Origin of the sequence: Salinicola sp. 4072, from assembly GCF_036663415.1 — a bacterium.
GTDB lineage: Bacteria > Pseudomonadota > Gammaproteobacteria > Pseudomonadales > Halomonadaceae > Salinicola > Salinicola salarius_A.
This window is the reverse complement of sequence record NZ_JAXOVV010000022.1, coordinates 26,410-39,562: the sequence shown is the minus strand read 5'-3', so window position 1 is coordinate 39,562 and position 13,153 is coordinate 26,410. Positions and strand designations below refer to the sequence as shown.

The 13,153-nt window shown below is 62.4% G+C and carries 12 protein-coding genes; 3 read left to right on the top strand and 9 right to left on the bottom strand.

Going from position 1 to position 13,153, the window contains the following annotated elements:
- Positions 1–33: 33 nt before the first annotated feature.
- The 4 genes from R3F72_RS14335 to R3F72_RS14320 form a co-directional block, all read right to left on the bottom strand.
- A complete protein-coding gene (locus R3F72_RS14335) occupies positions 34–1,749 on the bottom strand; it encodes an ABC transporter ATP-binding protein (RefSeq protein WP_332779992.1) in 1,716 nt (571 codons plus the stop codon).
- Positions 1,746–2,648: an ABC transporter permease gene (locus R3F72_RS14330; RefSeq protein ID WP_332779991.1), complete on the bottom strand. Its 903-nt coding sequence runs from the start codon at positions 2,646–2,648 to the stop codon at positions 1,746–1,748. The genes R3F72_RS14335 and R3F72_RS14330 overlap by 4 nt, the downstream gene beginning before the upstream one ends.
- Positions 2,645–3,592, bottom strand: coding sequence for an ABC transporter permease (locus R3F72_RS14325; RefSeq protein ID WP_303853350.1), 948 nt, complete (start codon positions 3,590–3,592; stop codon positions 2,645–2,647). The genes R3F72_RS14330 and R3F72_RS14325 overlap by 4 nt, the downstream gene beginning before the upstream one ends.
- A gap of 126 nt (positions 3,593–3,718) precedes the next feature.
- Entirely contained in the window at positions 3,719–5,356 is a 1,638-nt protein-coding gene (locus tag R3F72_RS14320; RefSeq protein WP_332779990.1) for an ABC transporter substrate-binding protein, read from the bottom strand.
- 222 nt (positions 5,357–5,578) lie between these two features.
- On the opposite strand from R3F72_RS14320, the gene R3F72_RS14315 reads away from it, so the two are divergent.
- Entirely contained in the window at positions 5,579–6,526 is a 948-nt protein-coding gene (locus R3F72_RS14315) for a LysR family transcriptional regulator (protein WP_303853345.1), read from the top strand.
- A 6-nt stretch (positions 6,527–6,532) separates the two neighbouring features.
- Here R3F72_RS14315 and epmA read toward each other — a convergent pair whose 3' ends face one another.
- Positions 6,533–7,507 (bottom strand): EF-P lysine aminoacylase EpmA, encoded by a 975-nt coding sequence (epmA, locus tag R3F72_RS14310; protein WP_332779989.1) that lies wholly within the window; start codon positions 7,505–7,507, stop codon positions 6,533–6,535.
- A gap of 143 nt (positions 7,508–7,650) precedes the next feature.
- Positions 7,651–8,217 (bottom strand): elongation factor P, encoded by a 567-nt coding sequence (efp, locus tag R3F72_RS14305; protein WP_071231664.1) that lies wholly within the window; start codon positions 8,215–8,217, stop codon positions 7,651–7,653.
- Positions 8,218–8,315: 98 nt separating this feature from the next.
- Here efp and epmB point away from each other — a divergent pair, with 98 nt between their 5' ends.
- Positions 8,316–9,362, top strand: coding sequence for an EF-P beta-lysylation protein EpmB (gene epmB / locus R3F72_RS14300; protein WP_303853341.1), 1,047 nt, complete (start codon positions 8,316–8,318; stop codon positions 9,360–9,362).
- Positions 9,363–9,420: 58 nt separating this feature from the next.
- On the opposite strand, the gene R3F72_RS14295 is transcribed toward epmB, so the two are convergent.
- Together R3F72_RS14295 and R3F72_RS14290 are read right to left on the bottom strand one after the other, a co-directional pair.
- Entirely contained in the window at positions 9,421–10,818 is a 1,398-nt protein-coding gene (locus R3F72_RS14295) for an ATP-binding protein (protein WP_303853340.1), read from the bottom strand.
- Entirely contained in the window at positions 10,815–11,477 is a 663-nt protein-coding gene (locus tag R3F72_RS14290; RefSeq protein ID WP_303853339.1) for a response regulator transcription factor, read from the bottom strand. Before R3F72_RS14290 ends, R3F72_RS14295 begins: the two co-directional genes overlap by 4 nt.
- A 252-nt stretch (positions 11,478–11,729) precedes the next feature.
- On the opposite strand from R3F72_RS14290, the gene R3F72_RS14285 reads away from it, so the two are divergent.
- The gene (locus R3F72_RS14285) at positions 11,730–12,464 is read left to right on the top strand and encodes a glycosyltransferase family 2 protein (protein WP_332779988.1); all 735 of its coding nucleotides are present in this window, start codon (positions 11,730–11,732) and stop codon (positions 12,462–12,464) included.
- A gap of 18 nt (positions 12,465–12,482) precedes the next feature.
- Here the strand turns inward: R3F72_RS14285 and R3F72_RS14280 are convergent, their stop codons facing one another.
- A complete protein-coding gene (locus R3F72_RS14280; protein WP_303853335.1) occupies positions 12,483–13,004 on the bottom strand; it encodes a DUF3465 domain-containing protein in 522 nt (173 codons plus the stop codon).
- Positions 13,005–13,153: the final 149 nt, after the last annotated feature.

The following is a 13,153-nucleotide window of genomic DNA, read 5'->3' as shown; positions in this document are numbered from 1 at the left end:
GAAGTTCGATCGAGTGATCCCGGCCATTCATGGCTAGACAGGGGCGGTCGATGTGGATGCCGGGGTCTCCTCGAAGACGTGATCGAGAGGACGGAACCCCGAGAAATCCCAGTGTCGGCCGGGAGCCGCCAGCATCAGCGAGCGCGTGTAGGGATGTTCCGGCGCACCGAGCACGCGCTCGGCCGGCCCATACTCCACGACCGCACCTTTCTGCATCACCATCACCTCGTCGCAGATCTGGGCGGCGACACGCAGGTCATGCGTGATGAATAACACCGCGATGCCAAGCCGACGCTGGAGGTCGTCGAGCAGTTCGAGCACCTGGGCCTGAACCGAGACATCCAGCGCCGAGACGGCTTCGTCGGCGACCAGCACGTCGGGCTCCATTGCCAGCGCCCGCGCGATGGCAATGCGCTGACGCTGCCCGCCGGAAAATTGGTGGGGATAACGGTCGAGTGCGTCTTTCGGCAAGCCCACCAATGCCAGCAGCTCGGCGGCTTTCTCCATCGCCTCTTCCCGAGGCGTGCCGTAGTTGACGGGGCCTTCGACCAGGCTGGTGGCGATCGTCAGACGCGGGTTGAGCGAGCGGAAGGGATCCTGAAAGATCATCTGGATACGCTTGCGATGCGGCTTCAGCGCAGCCCTTCCCAGGCTGGCGATGTCCTTGCCCATCACCCGAACACCGCCGCCAGTCGGTTCGATCATCCGCATCACGCAGCGGGCGACTGTCGATTTACCGGAGCCGCTCTCGCCGACGATACCCAGCGTCCGCCCACGCGTCAGCGCGAAGTTGATGTCGCTGGCCGCAAGCGTCTGCGACGCCGCCTTGCCGGTCCAGCGTGCCCAGGCCGAACGTTCGCCATAACGTTTTTCGAGCTCGATCGCTTCCAGCACGATTTCGCGATCGGTCACGGCGCGCGCCGCCCTCGGCCGCAGACTCGGCACCGCCGTCAGCAGTTGACGGGTGTACTCTGTTCCGGGGCGTCGCAGCAGCTCTTCGATGGGTTGCGTCTCCACGACCTCGCCATGGCGCATCACGCAGACACGGTCCGCGATATCGGCGACGACCCCCATGTCGTGCGTGATGAACAGCACCGAGGTGCCATGGCGCTCCTGCAGCGCCTTGATCAGCTTGAGAATCTGCTTCTGCGTAGTGACGTCCAGGGCAGTCGTGGGCTCGTCGGCAATCAGCAGTTTGGGTTCGAGAATCAATGCCATGGCGATCATGATGCGCTGGCGCTGGCCGCCGGAGAGCTGGTGCGGCCAGCTGTCGAAGACACGCTCGATATCCGGCAACTGGACCTGGTCGAGCATCTCGAGTACGCGTTCGCGCCGCTGTGTCGAAGAGAGGCTTTTCTGGTGCATGATCAGCACCTCTTCGATCTGCTCCCCGACCCGCATCAATGGGTTGAGCGCGGTCATCGGCTCCTGGAAGATCATCGCCATGCGGCTGGCCCGCAGGTCCCGCAGCCGCGTCGAGGAAACCTCGAGCAGCGAATCGCCCTCCAGCTCGATGCGCCCGCCGGTCGCGTTCAAGCTGCCTTTGGGCAGCAAGCCCATCACCGCCAGCGAGGTCACCGACTTGCCGGATCCCGACTCTCCCACCAGGCAGAGCGTCTCGCCCGGCGCGATACTGAAGTCGACTCCCTTGAGTATCGGCTTGGCCGCGCCCCCCCGGGTAGCGACCTCCAGCCCCTCGATCTTCAGTACCCACTCAGGAGGGCTTTCAGGACGAAGATTATCGATCATTGCGCACCTCCACGTTTCTGTAGTCGAGGGTCCAGACGGTCACGGGCGGCATCACCAAGCAGATTGATCGAGAGAATGCAGACCGACAGTGCGATGCCCGGCCAGAAGATCAGCGATGGCTTGATCAGGAAGTAGGTTCGGCCCTCCGCCATGATGTTGCCCCAGGTCGGCGTTTCGGTACCGAGGCCGGCACCCAGAAAGGAGAGAATGGCTTCGGTCAGAATGGCCGAGGCGCAGATGTAGGTACTCATCACGATCAACGGGGCCAGCGTATTGGGCATCAGATGACGCCACATGACGGTGGGAAGGCTGCTTCCCAGCGACACGGCAGCCTCCACGTAGGGCTCTTCCCGCGCGGACAGCACCACCGAACGGACCAGACGCACGATTCGGGGTATCTCCGGAATGGTGATCGCGGCCATGACCGTCCACAGGTTGGCGCTGATCAAGGAGACGATGGCAATCGCCAGCAGCACGCTCGGAATCGCCATCAGACCATCCATGACTCGCATGATCACTGCATCCAGGCTACGGAAGAAGCCCGCGAGTATGCCGAGCGGCAGACCGACGACGACACTGATCAGCGCACTGCCGAGCCCCACGATCAGAGAAACCCTTGCGCCGTAGAGCACTCTCGACAGCAGGTCCCGGCCATAGGCGTCGCTGCCCAGCCAGTAGGTATCGCTGGGTGGCTTCAGGCGATCGGCAGGCGACATGTCTAGCGGATCGTGGGGTGCCAGCCACGGTGCCAGAATGGCGATGATCACGATCAACGCCAGGCAGATGGCGGCAACGATCACCGCCCAGCCGGGGCGCTGGCGCGGCCACAAGCGCAGCCGACGCCGTGGTGGAATGGCGGCGGAAACATCGGGGGATGCATGAGGCGATGATAGGCTCATTGGTAACGAATCCTCGGGTCGAGCAATGCATAGGAGAGATCGATAGCCAGATTGATCATCACGTAGACGCCGCTGGTGACCAGAATCAGCCCCTGAATCACCGGGTAATCGCGCGAGAGAATGGCATCGACGGTCAACCGCCCCAGCCCTGGAATATTGAACACGCTTTCGGTCACCACCACGCCGGTGATCATCAGCGCGAAGCCGGTCCCGATGACCTCCAGAATCGGCACGCCGGCGTTGCGTAGCGCATGCTTGAACAGCACGCGTTTTTCGCTGGCCCCCTTGGCATGGGCAGTACGAATGAAGTCTTCCCCCAGCACATCGAGCATGCTGGCGCGGGTCATGCGCGCGATCAGTGCGATATAGATCGTCGACAGCATCAGCGCCGGCAGGATCGCGTGCTGGATGAACGGACCGAACCCTTCCTGGGAAATCCGTCTGAAACCCTGTACCGGTAGCCAGCCGAGATCGATGGAGAAAATCTTGATCAGAATGTAGCCGGTCACGAACACCGGTACCGAAAACCCCAGCACCGACAGGGACATGACCGCGTTATCGATCAGGCTGCCATGCTTCCAGGCCGCGATGACGCCCATCGGCACTGCCACGACCACCGACAGCGCAATGCTCAGCAGCGCCAGGCTAATGGTGGGTTCGAGACGCTGTGCCATCAGTTGCGTCACCGGCAAGTTCGACATCAACGAGGTGCCGAAGTCACCTCGCAATAACTCCCCGGCCCAGTTGAAGAACTGAATATAAAGAGGCTGGTTGAGCCCTAGCGTTTCGCGAATGCGGTCCAGTTGCTCCGGTGTCGCCATATCGCCGGCGATGATGGCGGCGGGGTCGCCCGGCGAGAGCCGCAGCAACAGGAAAACGAACAGCGCAACCACGACCATCACCGGCACTGCTGCCAATGTTCGACGCAGACAGTAGCTGAACATGAGCGTGCTCCATTGAGGTTCGAATCCGATGACTCACGAGTCCGATGAACGACGAACTCGTTGAAATGCGAATTCGTTGACGTGCGAGACGGGAATGGAGCGTGGTGGTAGCCACGCCCCAATCGTTCACTCGGCCTTGGTGACGTTCCAGAACACCGGCACCGGCGAATGGAGAATGCCGGAAAGGTCATTGCTCCAGGCGGCGGGAATCGAATACTCGCCCAGCGGGATATAGGTCACCTGCTCGAAGGCATGCTGCTGAATGCGTTCGGCGATCGCCTTGCGATCCTCGTCGCCGGTGGCCCTGGAGAACTCGTTGCGCATCGACTCGAGCTCGGAATCATCCGGCCAGCCGAACCAGCCGCCGTCCTTGCCACGGCCGTTGAGCATCGGATTGACCAGCGGGTTCCACACTTCGGGGATGTACCAGTTGGTGAAGAACATGTTCCAACCGCCTTCCGACGGGGGCTGCTGGCTGGCGCGGCGGGTTACCAGCGTCTGCCAGTCCATCGGTTGAAGATCGACCTGAAAACCGGCCTGACGCAGAAGCTGTGCGGCAATGACCGGCTGGGGGCTCACTGTCGGCGCATCGGTTGGCTGCATCATCACCACCGGCGTGCCATCGTAGCCGGCTTCCTCGAGCAGCTGTTTCGCCGCTTCCGTGCCACCGCCTTCGGTCAGCGAATTCGGCGCACCGGCGTCGGTGCCCAGCGGCGTCGAGCATCCGTACATCGATGCACAGGTCGAGTAGAACTCGGGATTGCCGACCAGCGAGGCGAGAACATCAGTCTGGTTCATCGCCATCAACGCAGCGCGACGGATCTGGGGATCGTCGAACGGCGGGTAAAGGAAGTTGAAGCGGCCAATGGTCTGGCTCCCCAACTCATTGATCTTCTCGACCGTGAGGTCCGGATTGGCCTGCAGCACCGGCAGCAGGTCGACCGAGGGCGATTCGAGGAAGTCGATCTCGCCGGCATTGAGGGCATTGAGCGCCGTCTGGGCATCGCTCATGTTGATCCACTCGACGCGATCGACGCTGACCACCTTGCCCCCGGCCGTCCAACTGGCCGGTTCCTCGCGCGGTACGTAGTCCTCGAACTTCTCGTAGACCACCCGATTGCCGGGATCGTACTCATCGGCAACGAACCGGAACGGGCCCGAGCCGATCTGATCCTCGACCGTCAACGTCTCGTCCGGCGACTTGCTGGCGATGCGCTCCGGCATCACGAACAGCGGTACCGATGATGGCTTGGCCATCAGTTCCAGCACGTAGGCGAAAGGCGATGACAGAGTCAGCGTCAGTGTCTTCGAATCGGTGGCTTCGACGCTCTCGACGTGATCCATCAGCATCTGCCCACCGCCATCCCGCGCAGCCCAACGCTGGAAGGACGCCACCACGTCACTGGCTGTGACTTCACCGTCATCATGCCACTTGAGGCCGTCACGCAAGGTGAAGGTATATGTCATGCCGTCATCGGAAATCGACCAGTCAGCCATCTGCGGTTGCGGCTGGAACTGGTCATCCATGCCCAGCAAGGTATCGAAAACCATGTAACCATGGTCACGAGTGATATGGGCGGTGGTGGTGATGGGATCGAGTACGCGCAGTCCAGAGTGCATGACTGCACGAAGCGTATTGGCCTCGGCCGGGGCAGCGGCAAGCGGCGAGAAGACGCCAAGCGTAGAGAACAGAGTCGCCATCGCCACACCACCCAGCAGGCGGCGACGCGTAGCGGAAAAGCGACGCGGGAACAGTGTCGTCATGCGAGGACCTCATTTATCGATCTTATGGTTGTCGTCGACGATGACGCCTTGGTGGCCATTGTTGTTCAGCGACGCACGTCTATGCGGCCAACCTGAGCGACGATCGTGCTATCGAGAGTAGGCTTCGTGAAGACGAAAACAATAGTTTCGATGCATCTAAAGCGTTGCTATAAAGGCAACGCTCAGGCAAGAATGGCTCAGAATACCTGTCGGATGAATCATATGGCGCAGTCGGGAACGACCGAAGCACACCTCAATGTCCGCTGGCTCCACTATTTCCATGCCGCTCTCACGGCCGGTTCGATAAGAGCCGCGTCGGATCGGCTCGATGTGGAGCCTTCCGTCATCAGCCGTCAGATTCGTCAACTCGAGCAGGCTGTCGGCATGTCGCTGATCGAACGGCATGGTAGAGGCGTCAAAGCCACCGAGGCGGGGAACATTCTGCTCGACTTCTACCGGGAGCGGGACGTCGCCGAGCAGACGCTATTCGGACAGCTCGCCGAGATGGATGGCCTACAGCGCGGCCATATCAGCCTGTCGATCAGCGAGGGCTACAGCGATCAATTGATGAGCGGTGTCATGAACGATTTCTGCGCGCGTCATCCGCAATTGACGATCGAGCTCAATCTGGCAGCAGTCAACGATGTGGTCAGGCAGGTCTACGAAGGCCAAGCGCACATCGGGGTGGCCTACGCGCCGAGACTGATACCCGGCGTCACATCGGCGGCGTCCGCACGGCAACCACTCTGCGCGGTGGTGCATCCGCAGCACCCGCTCACCCGACTACCCCAGCCTTTGGCGCTCGATGAGGTACTCAAATGGCCGTTGGGGCTTGCCAGCCATGGCTATGGCATTCGTCAGTTGATCGATGCCGTGGAAGTGATGAGCAAATGTCATTTTCGCCCCAGCCTGGTGAGCAACTCGCTGGCCACGCTAAAGCAATACGTGAGCTCCGGAAACGGTGTCACCTTCATTGGCCACGTGGCACTGCTGCACGAGATCCGCCGCCAGCAGCTCGTGGCACTGAAGATTGATCATCCGGTGTTCGCCGACGCGGAGACTCACGTGATCGTACGTCAGCATCGTCCGCTGTCACCGGCCGCCAAGCAGTTGTTGACGGAAATTACGCATCTATGGCCGTTCGACGGGCAACCAGGTCTGAGTGTCTGATCTACCTCAACACCGCGGCGTCGGGAACGCCATGACCTCGGCGATCGACTCCTTGTTCAGCGCCAGCTGAATCAGGCGATCGACACCCAGCGCCACGCCGCTGCCGGCGGGCATCCCGGATTCGAGCGCGGCAACCAGCCGCTGATCTGGATCGACGCTCGGCTTGCCCAGCGCCTCGCGTTGACGGTTGTCATCCGCGAAGCGCTCACCCTGCTCGGCGGCGTCGGTGAGTTCGTCGTAACCGTTGGCAAGCTCGAGCCCGTGGAGATAGATCTCGAACCGCGCGGCGACTTTGACGCCATCCTCGGGATCGAGCCGCTTGCGCGCCAGCGCGGCCTGAGAGGCCGGATAGTCGACGACCGCATCGATACCCTCTCGGCCCAGCTGCGGTTCGATGACGAAGCTCATCAGCAGGTCGAGGCAGCCGTCACGGTCCGCGTCATCCATCGCCAGTCCACCGACTTGCCCGGCCAGCCGACGCAAGTCCGCCAGCGATGTCGTGAACGGGTCGACATCGAGCGTCTCGCGAAAGAGCTCCCGATAGCGGCGCTGGCGCAAGGGGCCCGGGTCGGTCGGCAGCACTGCACGAATCAGCGCTCCGCACTCGTCGATCAATGCCGTCAGCGACAGACCGGGCCGATACCATTCGAGCATGGTGAATTCGAGATTGTGGCGCCGCCCCACTTCACCGTCGCGGAAGCTGCGCGCCAGCTGGAAGATCGGCCCGCTGCCCGCTGCCAGCAGCCGCTTCATGTGGAACTCCGGCGAGGTCTGCAGCCAAAGGTGTTCGCGACCGGCTGGCGTCGTTGCCGTCAGTGACAGAGAGTCCAGATGCGGGTCGGTACTGCCGCCGTGACCGAGAATCGGCGTCTCCACTTCCAGCACGCCTCGTTCGGAGAAGAAGTGCCGAATGGCGGTCAATAGCCTGGCACGCTCGCGCAGTGTGTCGAGATTTGCCGTGGGCTGCCAGTCGATAGACACGATTTCACCTCTATAACGGCAAAAGCCACGCTTGAGCGTGGCTAATAGAATCCGGCCATGCGGCCATCAGATACGGAGTCCTCTCCGAGCGCGCGCCTGACAAGGCGAATTTAAGCGCTGTCAGGCGCGAGCGCAGGTAGGACTCAAGCCCGGGAGACGTACTCGCCCGAGCGCGTATCGACTTTCAGCACTTCGCCCTGATTGATGAACAGCGGTACGCGAACCACGGCGCCGGAAGAAAGCGTTGCCGGCTTGGAGCCGCCCTGCGCGGTGTCACCCTTGAGGCCCGGATCGGTCTCGACCACTTCAAGCTCGAGGAAGTTGGGCGGAGAGACGGCAATGGCGTTATCGTTCCACAGCGTGACGGTATAGACGGCCTGTTCCTTGAGCCACTTCTCGACGTCGCCGATGGCCTTCTTGTCGACCGCATACTGCTCGAAGGAGCCATCGGTCTTCATGAAGTGCCACATGTCGCCGTCGGTGTAGACGTACTCCATGTCCAGATCCATGACGTCGGCGCCTTCCAGCGACTCGCCGGACTTGAAGGTGCGCTCCCAGACGCGGCCGGTGATCAGGTTGCGCAGCTTGACGCGGTTGAAGGCCTGGCCTTTGCCGGGCTTGACGAATTCGTTCTCGAGAATGTTGCACGGGTCGCCATCCAGCATGACCTTCAGGCCGCCCTTGAATTCGTTGGTAGAATAGTTCGCCATGATTCCTCACTAGTAACCGTTCGCGGGCCGTCCGCGACGAAAAACCCCATTTCCGCGCGATGCCTGACCGGCAAGCGCTCTGATTTCGAGTGGCCAGCATGATAACCCGAACCCCGATCGCTGTGCATTGCGAAGAGGTCGAACCCGAAGCGCCCGTGTCCGATACATCGGTGGGCGACTGGCAGCAGCAACTGCGCGACGTGATCCGCGACCCGGCCGAGCTCTGTCGGCATCTGGGGCTGGATTTCGAATGGTTGTCGGGCGCCAGACGCGGGCACGATCTGTTTCCGGTGCGCGTGCCGCTGGCTTATCTCTCGCGGATTCGGCGCGGCGATCCGAACGACCCCCTGCTGCGCCAGGTCCTGCCGCTGGGCGCGGAAGGCGATGCCGTACGGGGCTATGTCGATGATCCGCTGGAAGAGCGCGACCACACGCCCCGACCGGGACTGATTCACAAATACCCCGGCCGGGCGTTGCTGATTGCCAGTCCGACCTGTGCGATCAATTGCCGTTACTGCTTCCGCCGTCATTTCCCCTACGCCGACAACGCGCCATCAATGCGGGAGTGGGAACGGACACTGAATTACCTGCGCGAAGACGACTCGATCCAGGAAGCGATCCTTTCCGGCGGCGATCCGCTAGCCTCGCCGGATCGTCGGCTGGCCGCGCTCGTCGCACGGCTGGACGCGATTCCCCATCTCAAGCGGCTGCGCATTCATACCCGCTTGCCGGTGGTGATCCCCGATCGCGTCAACGACGCGCTGCTCGAATGGCTCGGTAGCACTCGCTTGCAGAAGGTGATGGTGCTGCATATCAATCACGCCCAGGAGATCGACGAAGCGGTGGTCGCGGCCTGCGTTCGACTCAAGGCGGCCGGCGTCACGCTGCTCAACCAGAGCGTGCTGCTGCGCGGGATCAACGACGACGTGGATACGCTAGTTGCACTCTCGGAGCGCCTGTTCGAGGCCGGAATCCTGCCCTATTACCTGCATGTGCTCGACCCGGTATCGGGCGCGGCGCATTTCGACGTGCCCGACGACGAGGCCCGCGATCTGGTGGATGCCTTGCGTCAGCGACTGGCCGGCTTCCTGATGCCGCGACTGGTCCGCGAGGTGCCCGGCGAACGGAGCAAGACACCGCTCTGAGTTACTTGTCGATCATCCACTCGAGGGCCGCGCCCCGGCCCTCGCCTCGACTCTCTCCTCACCCTATCGGCAGCGTGACATGAACACTCAGGCCGCTGGCGACCGGCAGGGAGGTTTCGTCGAGACGGATCTCTCCGCCAAGCCGTTCGGCCAGCTCCTGAACGATCGACAGCCCCAGCCCCGACCCGCTGGTTCGCTGTCCGGCCAGGCGCACGAAGCGCTCGAATACCCTCTCGCGCTCGGCGACCGGAATCCCCGGCCCACTGTCGGCAATCTCGATGTGCAACCGGTCTTCGGCTTGCCGCATCCGCAGGCAGACTTCGCCCCCTTCCGGGGTGTAACGCAGCGCGTTGTCCAGCAGATTGCGCAGCAGCACGTAAAGGCCGTTTTCATAGCTGACGACTTGCAGCTCAGCGGGAATCTGCTGGGTGAACTCGATCCTGCGGCCATCGACCAGCGGCTGCATGTCCCGCTGTAGCTCTCTTCCCAGCCGGGTCAGATCCACCGCCTGCCGATTCATGCCCTCACCGCTCTCGAGCCGGGAGAGTGTCAACAGCTGCTCGACGACACGGGTCATCCGGTCGACCCCGTTGATGATCGAGCGGGCGCCGCGCTGGGAGCGCGCTTCGGTGGTATCCGTCATCAGGTTCTGCGCGTGCACCTTGATCGCTGCCAGAGGCGTACACAGCTCGTGGGCGGCGTTGGCGGTGAAGCGACGCTCCTTTTCCAGCGTTTCGGCCAGGCGACCGAACAGACCATTGAGCGCATCGACCATGCCGCGAATTTCATCCGGCGCCTCGCTGCCGTCGATGGGTTCCAGATAGCTCGGCTGGCGAGCAGTGATCTGGCGACTGATGCGCAGCAAGGGAGAAAAGCCACGCGCGACGACAAAGGGAATCAGCATCGCGATCAGCAGCACGCCGATCACCGGCGGCATCAGGTTGCGCAGCGCAATCTGCCAGGTCAGCTCGTCGCGCACGTCGTCGCGCTGGGCGGCGCTCGCCCAGACGCCGTGGACCTCGTCATACAGCGTGAACGTGCGCCAGTCGTGGCCCTCTCCCTCGGTATGGGCATAACCGGGCGCTGGAATCATCGTCTCGAGCACACCGGGCGTTCTCATGCCCAGCAAGGCGTGGCCCTCGTCGTCCCAGATCTGGAACCCCAGCTTCTTCTCGTAGGGATGTCCCAGCGGGGTCGGTTCGTCGGTGGGATTGTCCGGCAGCATGACGGGCTGAAGCTGCAGGTCGTGAATCATCTCCTGCGGATCCCGACCCTGATCGCCGCGATACTCGAAATAGAGCGCGACCATCGTTCGCGTCGTCTGCGCCAGTTCGGCGTCGAACAGTTCGTTGATCTGATCGCGAGTGTCGTGATAGCTCCAGAGCGCAGCCAGCGAGGTGATCAGTGTCACCGATATCAGCAGAACCCGTCTGAGGTAACGACGAATGGATCTCAACCCGCGGCTCCCAGCCGATAACCGACGTTACGCACGGTCGCCACCACGCCGCTGCCGAACTTCCGGCGCAGATGATGAACGTGGACTTCGATGACGTTGCTCTCGACCTCGGCGTCCCAGCCGTAGAGCACCTCGACCAGTTGATCGCGCGTAAACACCTGCCCTGGATGCGTCATCAGGTACGCCAGCAGGTCGTGCTCGCGGCGCCCCAGCGCCACCACCGCGTGGTCGAAGCGAATCTCGTGCGCTGCCGGGTCCAGCATCAGTCGGCCGCAGGTCACCACCGGCGATGCACGACCGGCACTTCGCCGTACCAGTGCACGTAACCGCGCCAGCAGTTCGCCGTTGTCGAAAGGCTTGACGAGATAGTCGTCCGCCCCGCCGTCGAGCCCCCGGATACGATCGACCACGTCGTCCCTCGCTGTGAGGATCAACACCGGAATCTGGCTTTGCGCTTCCCGCAGCTGCTTGAGCACCTCGAAGCCATCGATGTCCGGAAGGCCCAGGTCCAGTATCAGCGCATCGAAAGTGGACCCCTCGAGAGCCTCGCAGACTCCGCGCCCCTCGATGAGCCATTCAGGCACCATCTGTTCACGGCGCAGTACATCGACGACCCCCTCTCCCAGCAACGGATCGTCTTCAACCAGCATTACCCTCATGGCGTTCTCTCTAACTGTCGCCACTCCTGGCGAAACTCGGCTTTCAAAACGTTGCCTTAACAATACAACGACATCGCCGGATTGGTTCCCGCCGTGCTGACATGACACTGTCACGTGTCAGCCGGACAATTTGAAACATAAGTGACCGCTAACACCGCAGATCACTAAGCCGGCGTTAAGAATAGGCTGTCATAGTGACGCCTCCGACAGGACGAGCAAAGTCGACGCTTTGAAAACCAACGGGATTTCATCATGCTCGAACTACCCAAGTTATCACTTGTCATCACTGTCCACGATGCCTCTCATGAGGTCGGTCGGGTCGTGGCCGAGGCATCCAGCGCACTTCGCCACGCTGCCGGCCTGGAATTCATCGTCATCGACGACGCCACCTCCGAAAGCGACGAGGATGCGTTGTCACGGCTGGCGGTCAATGACAGCCGGGTCAGGCTCTATCGCCAGGCCACGGCTATCGGCGCCGACGCGGCGCTATGGCAAGCCGGCAGGCTCGCCCGGGGAGAGTGGATCGCAACGCTCGATGCCCAGGGTCGAGACGATCCCCATGACATTCCCGAGATGCTCGGCGAGGCCCGGCATCAAGGCTTGACGCTGGTCGAGGGCATCCCGCTCGATCCGCGTTGCCGCTGGAGAAGGTCACTCTTTCGCGCGTTCCGGAGCTTGGGCATCGAGCTCGCGGGCAGCGAGCGGGCCGGCCTGCGTCTGATTCGTCGCGACGTGCTGATCGCGCTGCCGTCCGTCGACCGGCTGCACCGCTTTCTCCCCCTGCTGATTCGGCGAAGCGGTGGCCACATCGGTAGCTACCGCGTCAATCTGCGCCACGGGACACAAGCTGCCCGCTCTTCGCTCTGGCATCTTCCCGCCAATCTCGCGGGGCATGCCCGCGACTGGCTGGGCATGTGGTGGCTATCGCGACGCTGGCACGCCCAGCGAATCACGGGGAAACGTCGGGTTCGCGGCTACGCTCGCTGAGGTTTCATCCGCGCCCTGTCACTGATAGCGCCGCCCCTGATGCTCCAGCCAGCCGCCGATTTCGGTGCCGCCGGGATCGTGGTGGGTCCAGTGAATGACGCCGCCCTGGGCATTCCACACGTATTCGCCGCGAAAGCGTAGGCGATCGCCCACTTCGATCCGTTCGACGCGTGGAGCAATGTCGATATTGTGGGCGATCAGCAGCGTCTGGCCGGTATCCAGCACGACGATGATCCGCTGGTGACGGCTGCCTTCCCGATCATCCGCCAACATCCGCACGATCCGCCCTGACGCCTCGACCCAGAACCCTTCCCGATGCGTGTCGAAGGCACGCTGAAGCGTCGCCTCGGCGCTGGCCTGCGCTCCGGCATCCGACGAAAGACGAGCACCAGTCTGAGACAGAGGCTCGCTCGAGCCTCCGCCGCCCACATTCCCGCCCCCGTATTCAACCAGTTGGCTGGCGAGTGCCGCGATGAAAATGGCGATCAGCAACCCCGCCAGCATCGGCCGACGTCGTGCCTTGATGAATCCTCGTCGCATCTCTCTCGTTACCGTGAAGTCGTGATGAGTTCAGCCCGATCTCGACAAAAGTCTGCAAGATAACACATGAAACCGGGCCCCATTGGGCCCGTTCGAGGAAGATGTCCATCGACGGAACGTCGATGGAAAAGCCGCGGTAACGCGCAAAT